Raw genomic sequence first — 16,242 nt, 5'->3', positions numbered from 1 at the left:
CAGGCGGAGGCGCGACGGCACCATTTCCGAAGGCGGCTACGGCTCCAGATGATCAAGATCTAGCCCTGTAGTACTAGGACTCTCCGGCACTCGCCCCGCGCCGCGTCCCGCAGGACAGTGGAGGCATGAGCACGCAGGGTCTCGACCGGGACGACAAGGAGCTCGACGACCTCGCCGGTAGGGCGCGGGCGGAACTCGTGCGGGAGATCGACCGGAGCGGGGCCTGGGCCGAGGACCCGGGGTGGCGGGAGGTCTTCGCGGCCGTCCCGCGCCATCTCTTCGTGCCCTACTACTACGTCGGCGCCGTCGGCGGATACGAGCGGCGCTGGGGCGAGAGCCCCGAGCCGGGCGCGCGGGAGCGCTGGCTGCGCGGCGCCTACGCGGACGTACCGCTGGCCACCCGGCTGCGCGACGGGGAGTTGCTCTCCTCCAGCAGCCAGCCCTCGCTGATGGCGATGATGCTGGTGGCGCTGGGTGTGCAGGACGGGGACCGGGTGCTGGAGATCGGGGCGGGGAGCGGGTACAACGCCGCCCTGCTCGCCGAGCGGCTCGGTGACGACGATCTCGTCACCACCGTCGATCTGGAGCCGGAGATCACCGAGTCGGCGCGGCAGCATCTGGCCGCCGCCGGGTACCACCCCGTCGTCCTGACCGGCGACGGCGCGCGGGGCGCCCCGGAGCGGGCACCGTTCGACCGGATCATCGCGACCTGCACGCTGCCGTCGATCCCGCCCGCCTGGCTCGCCCAGTGCCGGGAGGGCGCCCGGATCCTGACCCCGATGGCCACCGGCCTTGTCGCCCTGACCGTGCAGGACGCCGGGCAGGCCGAGGGGCGCTTCCTGCACACGCCCGCCTACTTCGTGCCGCTGCGCGGCGGGGACCGGGCCGAGCCCGAACCGGCACCCCTCGGCGGAGTGCCGCGCCGGGCCAGGGAACACGAGCTGTTCCGCTTCCTGCTGGCGCTGAGCCGGGACAGCCTGGACCCGCAGGAGGCGTACGCGCTGTGGGACCGCGAGGGCGCACCGGAGCGCCGGCGCTACGGCATCACTGTCAGCGGAGAGAGCGAGTGGGCCTGGCTGGACGATCCGGAGGGGCCGTACGCGTGGCCCCTCCGGTGACGCGCCTCAGGCTCAGCCCCTGCGGATCGTGATCGTCGTCCACGCGCCCACGTGCACGCGGTCGCCGTCCTGGAGCGGTACCGGCACGAACGGCTGGATCGGGTCCTCGGAGCCGTTCACCGTGGTGCCGTTCGTCGAGTTCTGGTCGACGACCGCCCAGGAACCGTCCGGCTGCTGGACCAGCACCGCGTGCTGGTGCGAGACGCCCGGGTCCTCCGGCGGCACCGCCAGGTCGATGTCGGGGGTGTCGCCGGTGGAGTGCCGACGGCGGCCGATGGTGACCTGGTTGCCGGAGAGGGTGCGCTGCTGCTCCGGCGAGTACGCGGGCAGGTTCAGGCCCGCGGCCTCGGGGCCCGAGCGCTGCATCATCGCCATGAAGTACTCGCGGTCCGGGCCGATCGTCGCCGTCCAGGTGGCCGGCTGCTGCGGGAAGCCCTGGCCGGGCGGGGCCTGGCCGGAGCCGGGCTGGGGATAGCCGTAACCGCCGCCCTGCGGGCCGGGTCCTCCCGGTGCGGTGGAGGACGGGGGCGGGATCACCCAGTCGTCCTCGCCGCCGCCGAAGGACGGGCCGCCGGGCTGGGGGCGGTTCGTCTCCTGCGGGAAGGCCGGAGGGGCGGGCGGACCGGACGGGGACTGGAAGGCCTGCGGAGCGCCGGGTCCTCCCGGCCCTCCCGGCCCTCCGGGACCGGCGGGCGGCGTCGGCCCGGGCGGCGGCGGAACCGGCCGCGAGGGGTCACCACCGAAGCCGGACGGGCCGCCAGGGCCGCCGGGAGCACCGGGGCCGCGCTGGCCGCCGGGTCCCCCCGGGCCGCCGTAGCCCTCGGGACCACCAGGAGCGCCGGGCCCACCAGGTCCGCCGGGACCGCCATAAGCGCCGGGGCCACCAGGGCCGCCGGGACCCCGCTGGCCGCCGAAGGCATCGGGACCGCCAGGTCCGCCAGGGCCACCCTGGCCGCCGTAGCCACCGGGGCCGTTCGGAGCGCCGGGCCCACCTGGACCGCCGGGACCGCCATAAGCGCCGGGGCCACCAGGGCCGCCGGGACCCCGCTGGCCGCCGAAGGCATCGGGGCCACCGGGACCGCCAGGGCCACCAGGCCCACCCGGTCCGTTGGGCCCGGAAGACGGATCCGTCCCGAACGGCGGGATCGGCTCGGCCGGCCGGTTCATCTGCGAAGGACGGGAGCTCTGGTAGTCGTACGAGTCACCCCCGCCGTAGGACGGCCCGGGCTGCTGCTGGAAGCGGGCGGCCGGGCTCGGGCCGGGCGCCGGCGGGCGCGGGGCGGCCGGGGTGTACGAGGTCGCCGTGTTGGTGAGGAAGTTCCACCGGCACTCCTCGCAGAACGGCGCACCGCCCTCCCGGGGCGTACGGCACTGCGGGCAGAGCTCAGGCTCGGGGTCCGGTACGGAGGCCAGATGCGGCCGGGCACCGCCGGGCTGGGCGCCGGGCGGCGGCGGGAAACCGTAGCCACCGCCGGGCGGGGGCGGCGGGGGAGGGGGCGGAGGTACGGCACCGGCCATGCGGTGACCGCAGACCTCGCACCAGTCGTCGGAACCCGACTGGTGTCCGTTCGGGCAGGTCGGCATGTCGGCGCTTCCCCCTCTCCTTTCCGGCCGGGCGGCCGGATTTCTCCAACCCCGAGGGGTCAGGCTCGCGTTAGTGCCCGGGTCGGTACTCGGGCACTTCTTGTGTCACTTCTTTACACGAACAGTCTTTGTCGACCGGGTTTCGAGAGTCATCTCGTCGGCCTCCGCGACCTTCGCCTTCAGTCGCACAGTACCTGCCGCGGCGTCGACCACGTCCACCACCTTCGCAAGGAGTTTCGCCGTATCGGCGTTTCCGGAGACGCTGGCGAGCTGAACGGCACGGCCCAGTTTGGCGGTTGCTCCATCCATATCGCCCGCTTTGCGAAGATCGAGCCCTTGCTGGATGGCTTGTGCCAGTTCTGCCTGCCCGGTGTAGTGGGCGACTTGGGGGTTGATCGAGGTGGAGGCGACCATGTCGTCGGTCCACACGGCCCGTACCAGGCCCTGGGCGCCGAGGTTCTGGACACTGCCGTCCGGCTGCGGGATGACCAGGGAGACCCGGGCGGCCAGCATCTCCTGGCCCAGGTCCGCGGCCGGGACCTCGACGCAAACGTGGTAGTCACGGGACTCGTCTCCCCAGGAGCCGGTGGGGTAGTCCCCGGAGCGCGGGCCCGACTCGGTGCGGCGGTAGGTCAACTCCTCGACCGTGGGTGCCACTTGCTTGACGAACTTGATGGTCGTGCCCACCGGTGTCCACACCCTGAGGGCGACGTCCGCGACCTCCTTGCCCATCGCCGTCTCCATCATCTGCGTGAAGTCGGCGGCGAGGCCCGCCGGGTCGGCGACGATGTCGGCGGTGCCGAGCAGGGCGGAGGCGATCCCTGTGACTTCTTTCACTTCCCAGTCGGTGCCCACACCGCGCGCGTCACAGGTGAAACGTCCGGCGCAGGCGTCGAGCGCGGCGCGCAGCTCCTCTGGTGACTCGTGTTCATTGCGGCCGTCGGTGAGCAGGATGCCGTGGCGGATGGCGACGTCCGCGGAGGACAGCAGCCGGTCCGCGAGCCTGAGCCAGGTGCCGATCGCCGTACCGCCGCCCGCGCTGAGCTTGCGCAGCGCCTGCTTGGCCTGGTCGCGGGTGGTGGCGTCGGCGACCGCGAGGCGGCCGCCGCCCGGATAGACCTCCTTGGCGACATGGGTGCCGCCGATCACCGCGAAGTGCACACCGTCGCGCAGGGTGTCGATGGCGGCGGCGGTCGCGTCCCGGGCGTTGCGCATCTTGGCCGGCGGGTAGTCCATCGAACCCGAGCAGTCGACCATGATCGCCACCGCGGCGGACGGCCCGTGTCCGGGTGTGTAGAGCGGTGCCGCGACCGCGCTTCCGATCGTGCCGCCGCCGGTCGCGGAGACCGTGACGATCGCGTTGACCTCCCGGCCGCCCTCGGGGAGGTACTCGTTCTGGTACACGTCCATCGAGAACTGCGGCACGTTCGACTTCGAGAAAATGGCCATGCCTTCTCTGATCCCCCTAGGTCGCCCCACCGGGGTGGGGCGATGGCTGATGGCGGACCGGTCCCCTCCGGTCCGTCGAGGCTCTCCCCGCTACGCGGCCTCAGGCCGATCCTGCCCCCATCGGCGGGGCCGGGAACGGCAGCACGGCCACTGTTACGTTGTCGTGGCCCCCGCCGTCGAGCGCGTGACCGACCAGCACCTGCGCGCTGTGCAGCGGGCGCACCGCCGCGTCGAGGGGCACGATGTCCGCCATCTCGTGGGCCGCTTCGGCGTAGTTCCACAGGCCGTCGGTGCACACCACGACCACTCCCGGCCGGTCCGGCTTGAAGGACGCGGTGTGCGGCTCCAGTTCGTAGGCGTCCGCGCCGAGCCAGCCGGTGATCGCGTGGGCGCGCTCGTCGGCGTATGCCTCGGCCTCGTTCATCAGGCCGGCGGCGACCATCTGCGCGGCCCACGAGTCGTCCTCGGTGAGCCGGGCCGGGGGCGTGCTGCGGTCCACCGGGACCCAGTAGACGCGGCTGTCGCCGACCCAGCCGACGACCAGCAGCCCGGCGGTGATCACCGCGCCTACGAGGGTGCAGGCGGGGGCGTTCTGGTGCGGGGCGTGCTCGCGGGCGGTGGCGGGCTCGCCGGCCAGCGCGTTGACCGCGCGGGAGGCGGCCACGATCGCCTCGTGCATGGCCTGCTGCGGGTGCGTGCCGTGCGGCAGGGCCGCGAGCAGCGCCTCGCTCGCCGCGCGGGAGGCGGCCTGCGAGGCGTCGTCGGGGCGGGTCGCCGAGGAGACGCCGTCGCAGACGATCGCCAGGACCGCGGGGGAGCCGTCGGAGAGAGCCGTGCAGCCCACGGCGAAGGCGTCCTCGTTGCGGTGGTGGCGCAGTCCGCGGTCGCTGACGGCCGCGATCGGGCCGCACTCCTGTTCCATGTGGTCGCGCTCGCGGGGCTGGGCGTGTCCGCAGTTCTCGCAGTAGCCGTCGTGGTCGACCCGGCCGGCCCGGCAGGCCACGCACACCTTGGCGGCCTCGGCGGGCGACGGCTGCTCGGCGGCGATCCGCGGGTCGGGCGCCTGGAGCGGGTACTCCTCGGGCTCGGGCGCGCGGTCGAACCGTACGCCCGAGTGACCGCGGCCGTCCGACTCGACCCCCTGAAGATCGGCGGGCAGATGCGCCGCCGCCGGGGTGTCCGAGCCGGCCGGCTCGGAGGCGCCCGGCCAGGCCACGTCGGCGGCGCCGGGCGGCGGAGGCGGGGCCGTGCCGTTGACGGCGGCCGGTGTGCTGGCGAGGGCGGACAGGTCGTATCCGCACTTCTCGCAGAAACGGTCACCCGACTGCAGCGGTTCCGCGCAGCTCGGGCACTTCGACAGAGCGGCCTGCTGGGGCATCTGCGACATCAACTACACCCACGTCCGGGGGCGGTAACGGTTGGCACGTTCCACCAGGTCGATCCTCTCCTCGCCGCCCTGTGCGAGCCGGGCCAGCGTGCGGTACGACCGCTCCAGGCCGAACCGCAGTCCCCGCTCGTCCAGGCCGCTGCCGAGCAGCAACCGTCCCCCGGCGGCGGTGGGGACGGAACCTTGGCCACCGGAGAGTATCCAGTCCAGCGCGCAGCCGAGCACCTCGGCCGCCAACTGCTCGCGGCGCGCCGGGTCCAGGCCGTACGCCTGCAGCGCCTCCACCTGCCCGGCCGCGGCCGTCAGGTCGTCCAGGAACGGTACGTCACTGGCGACCGCGGTGCGCTGCCGCAGCCGCGCCCGAACGGCCGCCACGCGCGCGGCGGTGTAGTGGATGGAGCTCTCCGCAACCGACTCCAGCGTCGTCACGGCGCCGCGCCGGTCGCCGATGGCGAGCTGGACGCGGGCCAGGCCGAACGCGGCGCTCACATAGCTCGGGTCGGTCGACCAGACCAGGCGGTAGTACTCGGCGCCGTTGTCGAGCTGGCCGAGCACCTCCGCGCACAGGCCGAGGGCCAGCTTGGGCGCGGGCTCGCCGGGGAAGGCGTCGTAGATCGCGTCGAAGGAGAGCGCGGCGCCTTCGTGATCGCCGGTCACCAGCGCGGCCACGCCCCGGTACCAGACCACCCGCCAGTCGTCGGGCCGCTCCGCCTCCAGCTCCACCAGGGTCTGGTGGGCGGTGCCCGCGTCGCCGTTCTCCAGCCAGGCCCGCACCTGACGCAGCCGCGTCTCGGTGGAGGGCGCCGGGGCGGCGGCGAGCGCGCTGACGAGTTCGGCGGGGGCGGAGGTCATCAGGCCCGCGAGGAAACCGGCGTTGGGGTCACCCGGGTCCACGTGCGGCACGGGGAGCGCGAGGGCCGCCGCCGCGGTGTCGACGGGCTTGACGAGCCCGGCGGACAGCGCGGGGGTGGCAGGGGAGGTGGTTTGTCCGCGCGCCCCCAGCCGGGACACCTCGCCGTCCAGCTTCGGGAACAACACCGTGTCGGTGACCTTCACTTCGGGCCCGAACAGGGTCGACAGCGCGGGCCGCGCCCGCCCCGTCTGGAGCGAGACGACCTCCCGCAGCACGCCCGTCAGCTGCTCCGCCATCTCCTGCGCGGAGGCGAACCGGCGGGCCGGGTCCGGGTCCGTCGCCCGGACCAGCAGCCGGTAGAACGACTCGTACTGCCGGAAGACCTCGATGTTGTCCGGGTCCGGCAGGGAGTCCACGAAGACGTTCGTGTAGCCCTGGAAGTCGAAGGTCAGCACCGCCAGGGTGCGGGCGACCGTGTAGAGATCGCTGGCCACCGACGGGCCGACCTCCGCGACCTCCGGCGCCTGGTAGCCCACCGTGCCGTAGATGGCCGACTCCTCGTCGTCCATCCTGCGCACGGCACCCATGTCGATGAGCTTGAGCTGGCTCTCGGTCTGGATGGCGTTGTCGACCTTGAAGTCGCAGTACAGCAGGTTGCGGCTGTGCAGATGGCCGAGCGCCTCCAGGGCCTCGATGCCGTAGGCGCACGCCTGCTCCACCGGCAGCGGATCGCGCTTGCCGGTCGGCGTACGGCGCTCGTTGGCGATCTCCTTCAGGGACTTGCCGCCGACGTACTCCATGACGATGTAGCCGTCGAGGGAGCCCGTGCGCTGGTCCAGGTGCTCCACGAAGTTGTAGATCCGCACGATGTTGGCGTGCTCGATCTCCGCGAGGAAGCGCCGCTCGGAGATCGCGGCGGCCATCGCGTCCTGGTCGCCGGTGTCCAGCAGGCCCTTGAGGACCACCCAGCGGTCGGAGACCGCGCGGTCCACGGCCAGATAGACCCAGCCGAGCCCGCCGTGCGCCAGACAGCCCACGACCTCGTACTGCCCGTGCACCACATCGCCGGACTTCAGCTTCGGGACGAAGGAGTACGGGTGGCCGCACTTGGTGCAGAAGCCCTCCGTACGGCCCGGCCGGTCCCCGCGTGCCCGGCCCACCGGCGCCCCGCAGTCCGAGCGGGAGCAGAACCGCTTGCGCTCGGGCACCTCGGGGTTGTCCAGCACCATCGCGCGCGGGTCGGGCCGCGGTACGTCCGGGACGTCCACCAGACCGACCCCGAGCCGGCCCCGCCCGGAGGTGCCGGCGGCCGAGCCGGAGCTGCGCACCGACACCGAGCGGCCGGTGGAACGGCCCGACAGGGACCGCGACAGCCGCCCGGACACCGAGCGGCGCGACTTCGACGACTGGGACGACGTACGAGAGCTGCTACGGCTGCTGGAGCGGGAACTGGCGCTGCCGGAACCGCGCTTGCCGCCGCCCGTCATCCCGGTGGGCGTGGAGCCGACCATGCCGGAGGTGGAGACCACCGGGGCCAGACCGCAGGTGTCGCAGTACAGTTCGCCGCCGCCCACGTCCTCGTACGTACCGCCGCAGCCGGGCCGCTGGCAGGTCTGCTGTGGCTGACTCATGACCTCGTCTCCCCCCGACGATCCTCCGGGCCGCCCTGTTCCGGCACGCGCGGGGCGCCCAGCAGTTCCGCGGCCGCCCGCTGGTAGCGCAGGACGGCCTGTTCCGCGACGCGCAGGTCGCAGGGCGCGCTCCACAGCATGCGCCGGGCCGCGTCGTACCGCTCGATGAGGAACGGGTCCTCGGCGAGGCCGTGCCGGGCGACCTTCGCCTTGTACGCGTCCAGCCGGCCGCGCAACTCGGCGCGGACCGCCAGCGGCTGGGTGACCGCGGTCAACGACTCGCGGGCGCGCAGCAGTTCGTCCTCCGCCTTCTGCTCCAGGGTCTCCAGGAGCGGGGACAGCCGGTGCCACTGGGCGTGCCTGCGGTACTCGGCGGCCGTCGCCAACTGCTCCTGGAGCACGGTCGGCGGGCCGCTGACGACCGGCACCTCGGTGGCGGCGATCTTCGCCAGGACCTCACCGCGCGCGGTGCGTGCCTCGGCGAGGGTGCGGTCCGCGCGCGAGAGCACGTCCCGCAGCTTCACCAGACGGGCCTCGGCGTCCTGGCGGACGGTGAGCACGGCGTCGATCTCCCGGCGTACGTCCTCCAGGGCGCGCGCCTCACGGTCGTACACCGTGGTGTCCGGCTTGCCGCCGCCCGGCGCCGAACTGCCTTGCGTGGGGCGCCAGAAGGCCAGCGGGTCGGACACCGCCTGCTCGCGCAGGCGGGTCAGCGTGCGGGTGATGCGCTCCAGGTCGTCGCCCGCCGGGTGCTCGCCCGGGCGTACGCCGACGGAGTGCGCGAGCTTGCGGGTGCGCTGGAGCTCCGCGGCCAGTAAATCGATCCGCGCGGGCAGCGCCGACCACACCGCGTCGGCGGCGACGACCATGTCCAGACTCGTCGCGTACAGCTCGTTCATCCGGTCCACCAGCGTGACCAGCGAGAACCGCTCGCTGAGCTTGCCCGAACCACCGTGCAGCGTCGGCGCGTTGGCGGTCGCCGAGGCGGAACCGGCGACCGTGACGCACTCGCCGCGCAGCAGCTCCGTCAGCTCCACCAGGTCCTCGCGGCTGGACCAGCGGCGCCGGGAGCGGATCTCACGGGCACTGCGCAACGCGTCCGTGTACGCGTCGAAGTAGGCCCACAGCAGCGTGATCGAGGCCTCCGCGGCCGTCCAGCGCTCCTTGGTGACGCCGGTGAGCTCGGCGCCTTCGAGGAGTCTGCGGCCCGCGTGGTCCTGGAGGGCGAGGAGCGAGGTCTCGATCGCCTCGTGCTCCGCGCCGAGCCGCGCCAGCGCACGGTCCACCTCGTCCCGGTCCATCACCGGCCCGGGGGGTCCCGTGACGCCCATCGATCACCTCTCGCTGCTGTGTTGTGACTGGGGGTGTTGCTCGGTCTGCCGTGGTTCAGCTCTTGCGGAGGTACTGCGGGGCGGGCGGCTCCGAGTCCTTCGACTCCGCTCCCAGTGTCGCCGAAAGCCACTTGTCGTACGACGCCTGCCAGCCGCCGGAGGTGTCCTTGCGGTAGTCCACCAGGATCTGGTTGACCCGGCGTACCAGATCGTCGGCGTCCTTCTTCATCGCCACGCCGTAGTACTCGGTGGTGAACGCCGTGCCCTTCAGTTCGACCGTCGGGTCCTGCGCGGCCTGGCTCGCGGCGAGGGCGCCGTCGGTCACCACCGCGTCCACCTCGCCCAGTTGGAGCCGGACCAGGCAGTCGAGCTGGTTGGGGACGGTGCGGGAGATGTCGGCGGAGGCCGGCAGGTCGCCGTCCTTCCGGCCCTGCTCCAGGGTGGAGTACGCGGTGGAGCCCTCCGCGGTGCAGATCTTCCGCTCGGCGAGGGTCTCGTCGTAGCCCTCGACCGTCGAGGACTTGGGGGCCAGGACCTGCTGGCCGGTCTTGAAGTAGGGGGCGGAGAAGGCGACATCGGTGAGCCGGTCGCAGTTGATCGTCATGGTGCGCACCACCATGTCGACCCGGCCCTCCTGGATCGCCGGGATGCGCTGGTTGGTGGGGATCGCCTTGAACTGCACGGCGTTCGGGTCGCCGAGGATGTCCTCGGCGATGCGGTGCACCAGGTCGATGTCGAAGCCCTCCAGCTCGGCGGTGCCGGTGCTGTTGGGGTTGCGGTAGCCCCAGCGGTAGCTGTTCTGGTCGACGCCGACGATCAGCTTGCGCTTCTCGCCCTGCCGGCTCTTGATCGCGTCGATGGTGGGGCCGTCGGCGCCGGACGGGGAGAGCGTCTGCTTCTCCGGGTCCGTGCACTCCTCCTCGGCGCGGGCGTAGCTGCCCTGCGCGACCCCCGGCCCGCCGGTGCCGGTGCTGCCGTCTCCGGCGGCCTGGGTGAGCGGCAGCAGCAGCGCGAGCACCGCCGCCAGGGCGCACACGGCCGCCATCGCGCCCACTCCGCCCCAGCCCTTCAGACTGGCCCGCAGACGTCGTCCACGCATCGTCATGCCCCCTCTCACCGGTACTCCGACAGCCTGCGGCCGATGCCCAGGACGGCGCCGGCCGCGCCCAGGACGGCGAGGACGGCGGCGCCGATCGACAGGCCCGCCATCGCGTCCAGGCCGTCCCCGGCCGCCGCCTTGAACTCGGTCGTCTCGTGCTTCAGTGCGGTGGCGAGGTTGGCGTCGACGCTGTCGAAGCACTCGCCGGTGGTGCCCTTGGCGCCGATCACCTTGTCCAGCGCCTGCTGGTACTCGCCGTTCTCGTCCTCCGCGCGGGCGGCGGCGTGGCGCTTCTTCCACTCCGTCATGTTCCCCACGGCCGCGGTGACCGGCTGCTCGCCCGCCTTGTCGTCGGCGAGGTCCTCGGCGAGCGCGAGGCCCTTGCCGAGGGTGTTCATGTCCTGCGTGAAGTCGTAGTCGTACGCGTCGTACGTCTCCTCGCCGACCTTCTTGGTCTCGGCGCCGCGGGAGACCAGCGTCAGGTTCTCGTTGCCGCGGGCCTTCAGGGAGGCGATCCGGGCGTCGTGCAGGACGTTCAGGGAGCGGACGCCGTGGTCGTAGGACTCGTTCAGGCTCGCGCGGGCCACGCTGTGGCCGACGACCAGCCACAGCAGGACCACCGTGGCGGTGGCCGTGGCGGCGACCAGGCCGTGGTTCAGGACGCGGTTGGTGCGGCGGTAGTTGCGGTGCTGGGCCCAGGCGAGGGCGGCGAGCGCGAGGACGCCGAGGGCTATCGCGGCCCAGGGGTACGGGGTGGCGCCGTCGTAGTCGTCGCGCAGCCGCTGGTTCTCCTTCTTGTAGAGATCCTCCGCGGCCGGGAGCATCTCCTGCTGCATCTTCTCGTTGGCGTACCGCAGATAGGCGCCGCCGACCGGGAAGCCCTGGCGGTTGTACGTCCGGGCCTGCTCTACCAGGCCCTTGTACTCCGGGAGCAGCCGGTTGAGCTTGGCGATGGTCGCCGCGGAAGGTGAGTCGGGGTCGGAGTTGGCCGCGGCGTTGACGAGTTTCTCCGCGGCTGTGCCGATGCCCTTCTCGTAGCGGACGCGGTTGACGCCGGTCTCCGCGCGGCCGGCCAGGAAGCCGCTGGAGGCGGCGGTGTTGGCGTCGGCGAGTGAGCGGTAGATGTCCGCGGCGTCGTTGCTCAGCGGCTGGCTGCTGTGCAGGACGTCGTCGGCGGCGGCCGCGCGGTCGGTGACCTGCCAGGCGGTGACGGCGCCGAACGCGACGACGAGGAGGGCGAGTACGGCGCCGATGATGCGCAGGCGGCCGGGTTCCGTGGTGGCGGCGGCCTTCAGCTGGTCGAGGCCCTCGGCGAAGGCGGTACGGCGGGGTTCCGCCGGGCCCGGTTCCGCCGGGGTGGGAGGGGTGGGGCGGGGCCCTTGCGGTGGTACCGACGGCATGGTGGGCACGCCGGAGTTCGGTGGTGGTGCCGTGCTGCTCTTCGCCGACTGTGTCACTTCGACCTCCCCCATGGTCATCCGTCGCCCGCAAGTATCACTGCCGAAGCCTGCCGACGGCCAGGCGGGATCCCGGATCACCCCCTGCCCATGAATACGCCGTGGCAATCGGTTCGGTTCCGGTGGGGGCGGGTTGGGGTGCGACGGGGGTGCGGCCGGGTTTGATTCGCCCCCCCCGCCCCTACCCGTCCCATCCCGGGGGCTGCGCCCCCGGACCCCCCTTTCGGCCCCTGAGGGGCCTCGTCCTCACACGCCCGACGGGCCGGCGGTTTCAGCACTCGTAATACGCCCGCACCCTCTCTTCCGCCCCCGCCCCCGCCCCCGCCCCCACCCCGTCCAACCCCAACAGCACCGCCCCCAACACCGGCGGCGCTGTCACCACCCGCGGTACTGCCTTTGGGGCCCGTGTCGTCAGCAAGTCCCGTATGCCGGTGTCCAACAGGGGGTGGCGGGCCGCCAGGACGCTGCCGCCCAGGATCACCGGGGCTTCCTCGGTCAGGAGGTCCAGGCGGGTCAGGGCGACCGTTGCCATCGTCACCACCTCCTCCGCCAGGCGGTCGACCAGGGAGCGGGCCACCGGGTCGCCTGCCGCCGCCGTGGTGAAGAGGACCGGGGTCAGTTCGTGGCGGCGGGACAGGGGGATGTGCTCCAGGTGGAGGGCCTCTATCAGGGCCGGCATGGAGGGGAGGCCGAAGTGGGACGGAAGGGCGACAGCCAGCGCCGTCGGGGCACCGCGCCCGTCCTCCGCCCGCGCCGCGTGCCACAGCGCCTCCTCCGCCAGGCCCCAACCGCCGCCCCAGTCGCCGGAGATACGGCCGAGCGCGGGGAAGCGGGCCGTGCGGCCGTCCGGGAGCATGCCGACGCAGTTGATGCCCGCCCCGCACACCACGGCCACGCCCCGCGGCTCGGCCACCCCCGCCCGCAGGATCGCGAACGTGTCGTTGCGGACGTCGACCGTCGCGCCCCACGCACGCGCGTGCAGCGCCGCCGCCAGCTGCTCCTCCTCCACCGGGAGGTCCGCGTTGGCCAGGCACGCCGAGACGTGGGTCACCGAGGAGACCCCCGCCTCGGCGAACGCCCGCCGCACCGCCTCCCCGACCTTGTCCACCGCCGCCGTCACCCCGACCGCCGGCGGCCGGAACCCGCCTCCGCGTGCCGTTCCGATGACCTCCCCCTCGGTCGTGACCACCGCCACGTCGGTCTTGCTGTTGCCCGCGTCGACGGCGAGCACCGTGCCCGTCACGCCCACGCGAGGTGCTCCCGGTTGTGCGCGATCAGCCGGTCGGTCAACGTCTCGGCGTACTCGTACTGAGCGATCAGCGGGTGGGCGAGCAGTGCACGGAAGACCCGGTCCCTGCCACCCCGCAGCGCCGCCTCCAGCGCCAGGTCCTCGTACGCCGTCACGTTCGCCATCAGGCCCGCGTACAGCGGGTCCACGGCCGGCACCGGCAGCGGGGACGCGCCCTGGGGGCCCACCGCCGCCTGCACCTCCACCACCGCGTCTTCGGGGAGGAAGGGCAGGGTGCCGTGGTTGTACGTGTTCACCACCTGGTACGGGCTCCCGCCCCCGCCCAGCAGCGCCGCCGCCAGGTCCACCGCGGCCTCCGAGTAGTAGGCACCGCCCCTGCGCGCCAGCAGCTCCGGCTTCTCGTCGAGCGCCGGGTCCGCGTACAGCTTGAGCAACTCCCGCTCCATCTGGGCGACTTCGGCCGCGCGGGAGGGCTTGGTGCGCAGCTCTCGTACGACCTCGTCGTGGGCGTAGTAGTAGCGCAGGTAGTAGGAGGGGACCACGCCCAGGCGGTCCAGCACCGCGCGCGGGAGGTGGAGGGCGCCGGCTATCGCCTCGCCGTGCTCGGCCAGTAGCTCGGGCAGGACGTTCTCCCCCTCCGGGCCGCCACGTCGTACCGCCGTCTCCCAGGTGAGGTGGTTCAGGCCCACGTGGTCCAGGTGGACGTCGGACGGGGCGACGCCCAGCAGGCCGGCGAACCTCCGCTGGAACCCGATCGCCACATTGCACAGCCCCACCGCCCGGTGCCCCGCCTGGAGCAGGGCCCGCGTGACGATCCCCACCGGGTTGGTGAAGTCGATGATCCACGCGCGCGGGTTGGCCCGCCGGACGCGTTCGGCGATGTCCAGCACCACCGGCACCGTCCGCAGGGCCTTCGCAAGTCCGCCCGCGCCGGTCGTCTCCTGTCCTACGCAGCCGCACTCCAGCGGCCACGTCTCGTCCTCGTCGCGGGCCGCCTGGCCGCCGACGCGGAGCTGGAGCAGGACGGCGTCGGCGCCCTCCACGGCCCGGTCCAGGTCGTCCGTCGTGACCACCCGGCCCGGGTGGCCCTGCCGGGCGAGAATACGGCGGGCCAGGCCGCCGACCAGTTCGAGACGGTCCGCCGCCGGGTCGACCAGGACGAGTTCCTCCACGGGGAGGGTGTCTCTCAACCGGGCGAAGCCGTCGACGAGTTCGGGGGTGTAGGTCGATCCTCCGCCCACCACGGTGAGTTTCATACTGCGGCTCAACCCTTCACTCCGGTCAGCGTGACACCCTCGACGAACGCCTTCTGCGCGAAGAAGAACACGAGGATCACGGGGGCCATGACCAGCACGGTCGCGGCCATGGTCAGATTCCAGTCGGTGTGGTGCGCGCCCTTGAAGGACTCCAGGCCGTAACTGAGCGTCCAGGCACCGGCGTTCTCGGAGGCGTAGATCTGCGGGCCGAAGTAGTCGTTCCAGGCGTAGAAGAACTGGAACAGGGCTACGGCGGCGATGCCGGGCTTCGCCATCGGCACGACGACCCTCAGCAGGGTCCTGAACTCGCCGCAGCCGTCCACGCGGGCCGCGTCCAGGTACTCGTTGGGGATGGTCAGCAGGAACTGGCGCAGCAGGAAGATGGAGAACGCGTCCCCGAACGCCATCGGGATGATCAGCGGCCACAGGGTGCCCGACAGATCCAGCTGCTTCGCCCAGAACAGGTACATCGGGATGATCACTACCTGCGGCGGCAGCATCATCATCGCGATGACCAGCATCAACGACAGATTCCGGCCCATGAAGCGGAACTTGGCGAGGGCGTACGCCACCGGGAGCGACGACACGACCGTGAGGACGGTGCCGAGGCCGGCGTACAGAAGCGTGTTGCGCCACCAGGTGAGGAAGCCGGGGGTGTCGAAGACCCTGCGGTAGTTGTCCCACTGCCAGGTGTCGGGGACGAGATCGCGGGTGAGCGCCTGCTGGTCGCTCATGAGGGAGGTGAGGACGACGAAGACGAACGGGAGGGTGAAGAAGAACGCGGCGGCCACGCCGAGGGCGTGGACGGCGATCCACTCCAGGAGCGAGCGGCGGCGCGCCGTGCGTGCGGCCTCGCTCACCGGGCCCAGCTCCACCGGCTTTTCCAGTACTTGCGTCATCAGTCACCCACCAGTCCGCCGCGGCGGCGCATCAGCAGCGCCGTGAATGCCATGGCCAGCGCGAACAGCACCAGCGCGACCACACAGGCGGCGCCGTAGTCGAAGCGCTGGAAGCCGAGGTTGTAGACGAGTTGGGGGAGCGTGAGCGTCGACTTGTCGGGGTAGCCGGGCTCGAATTGCTGTCCCGAGCCGCCGATGACGCCCGAGGCGACCTTCCCGGCGACCAGCGGCTGCGTGTAGTACTGCATCGTCTGGATCACGCCCGTGACCACCGCGAACAGCACGATCGGCGAGATGTTCGGCAGCGTCACGTACCGGAACCGCTGCCACGCCGAGGTCCCGTCCAGCTCGGCCGCCTCGTACTGCTCCTTCGGTACGTCGAGCAGCGCGGCCATGAAGATGACCATCAGGTCGCCCACGCCCCACAGGGCCAGCGCGGTGAGCGCCGGCTTCGACCAGTCGGCGTCCGTGAACCAGCCCGGAGCCGGCAGCCCCATCCCGTCCAGGATCGAGTTCACCGGCCCCGTACCGGGGTTGAGGAGGAAGACGAAGGCGAGGGTGGCGGCGACGGGAGGGGCGAGATACGGCAGGTAGAAGAGCGTCCGGAAGACACCCGCGCCCGTCTTGATCCTCGTGATCAGCAGGCCCACCCCGAGCCCGAACACCACCCGGCAGCTGACCATCACCAGCACCAGCCACAGGGTGTTCCACAGCGCGGGCCAGAACATGGGGTAGTCGGAGAAGACGTACGTCCAGTTGTCCAGGCCCCGGAACTCGGGGGTGTTGAAGCCGTCGTACTTCATCAGGGAGAAGTACAGGGTGGAGACCAAGGGGTAGGCGAAGAAGACCGAGAGGCCGATCAGCCAGGGGGAGAGGAAGGCCAGCGTCCGCAGGGCGGACCTGCGGCGCCGTACGGTGAGCGTGGACAT

Annotated in this window: 12 protein-coding genes; 1 reads left to right on the top strand and 11 read right to left on the bottom strand. The window is 72.4% G+C overall.

Going from position 1 to position 16,242, the window contains the following annotated elements:
- The first annotated feature begins 125 nt into the window (after positions 1-125).
- Entirely contained in the window at positions 126-1,118 is a 993-nt protein-coding gene (locus tag RMT89_RS28495; RefSeq protein ID WP_315886642.1) for a methyltransferase domain-containing protein, read from the top strand.
- A 12-nt stretch (positions 1,119-1,130) separates the two neighbouring features.
- Here RMT89_RS28495 and RMT89_RS28490 read toward each other — a convergent pair whose 3' ends face one another.
- The 11 genes from RMT89_RS28490 to RMT89_RS28440 form a co-directional block, all read right to left on the bottom strand.
- Complete coding sequence (locus tag RMT89_RS28490; RefSeq protein WP_315886641.1) at positions 1,131-2,702, bottom strand: FHA domain-containing protein; 1,572 nt, start codon at positions 2,700-2,702, stop codon at positions 1,131-1,133.
- Positions 2,703-2,807: 105 nt separating this feature from the next.
- Positions 2,808-4,151 carry a VWA domain-containing protein gene (locus tag RMT89_RS28485; protein ID WP_315886640.1) on the bottom strand — a complete coding sequence of 448 codons (1,344 nt, stop codon included), beginning with the start codon at positions 4,149-4,151 and terminating at the stop codon, positions 2,808-2,810.
- A 100-nt stretch (positions 4,152-4,251) separates the two neighbouring features.
- Positions 4,252-5,541 (bottom strand): PP2C family serine/threonine-protein phosphatase, encoded by a 1,290-nt coding sequence (locus tag RMT89_RS28480; protein ID WP_315886639.1) that lies wholly within the window; start codon positions 5,539-5,541, stop codon positions 4,252-4,254.
- Positions 5,542-8,022 (bottom strand): tetratricopeptide repeat protein, encoded by a 2,481-nt coding sequence (locus tag RMT89_RS28475; RefSeq protein WP_315886638.1) that lies wholly within the window; start codon positions 8,020-8,022, stop codon positions 5,542-5,544. It lies immediately after the preceding gene.
- Positions 8,019-9,353 carry a hypothetical protein gene (locus RMT89_RS28470; RefSeq protein ID WP_315886637.1) on the bottom strand — a complete coding sequence of 445 codons (1,335 nt, stop codon included), beginning with the start codon at positions 9,351-9,353 and terminating at the stop codon, positions 8,019-8,021. Before RMT89_RS28470 ends, RMT89_RS28475 begins: the two co-directional genes overlap by 4 nt.
- A 55-nt stretch (positions 9,354-9,408) precedes the next feature.
- Positions 9,409-10,452: a glutamate ABC transporter substrate-binding protein gene (locus tag RMT89_RS28465; protein WP_315886636.1), complete on the bottom strand. Its 1,044-nt coding sequence runs from the start codon at positions 10,450-10,452 to the stop codon at positions 9,409-9,411.
- 14 nt (positions 10,453-10,466) lie between these two features.
- Positions 10,467-11,852 carry a hypothetical protein gene (locus tag RMT89_RS28460; protein WP_315886645.1) on the bottom strand — a complete coding sequence of 462 codons (1,386 nt, stop codon included), beginning with the start codon at positions 11,850-11,852 and terminating at the stop codon, positions 10,467-10,469.
- A 328-nt stretch (positions 11,853-12,180) separates the two neighbouring features.
- Positions 12,181-13,158 carry a BadF/BadG/BcrA/BcrD ATPase family protein gene (locus RMT89_RS28455; RefSeq protein WP_315886635.1) on the bottom strand — a complete coding sequence of 326 codons (978 nt, stop codon included), beginning with the start codon at positions 13,156-13,158 and terminating at the stop codon, positions 12,181-12,183.
- Positions 13,149-14,414, bottom strand: coding sequence for a 6-phospho-beta-glucosidase (locus RMT89_RS28450; RefSeq protein ID WP_315886644.1), 1,266 nt, complete (start codon positions 14,412-14,414; stop codon positions 13,149-13,151). Before RMT89_RS28450 ends, RMT89_RS28455 begins: the two co-directional genes overlap by 10 nt.
- An 8-nt stretch (positions 14,415-14,422) precedes the next feature.
- Complete coding sequence (locus RMT89_RS28445) at positions 14,423-15,313, bottom strand: carbohydrate ABC transporter permease (protein ID WP_315886634.1); 891 nt, start codon at positions 15,311-15,313, stop codon at positions 14,423-14,425.
- On the bottom strand, positions 15,313-16,242 hold the full coding sequence (locus tag RMT89_RS28440) for a sugar ABC transporter permease (protein ID WP_315886633.1): 930 nt from the start codon (positions 16,240-16,242) through the stop codon (positions 15,313-15,315). Before RMT89_RS28440 ends, RMT89_RS28445 begins: the two co-directional genes overlap by 1 nt.

It is taken from the genome of Streptomyces sp. P17, assembly GCF_032436805.1.
In the GTDB taxonomy this organism is placed as follows: domain Bacteria; phylum Actinomycetota; class Actinomycetes; order Streptomycetales; family Streptomycetaceae; genus Streptomyces.
Note: the sequence above shows the minus strand (reverse complement) of the source record. Positions and strands in the feature narration are given on the sequence as shown.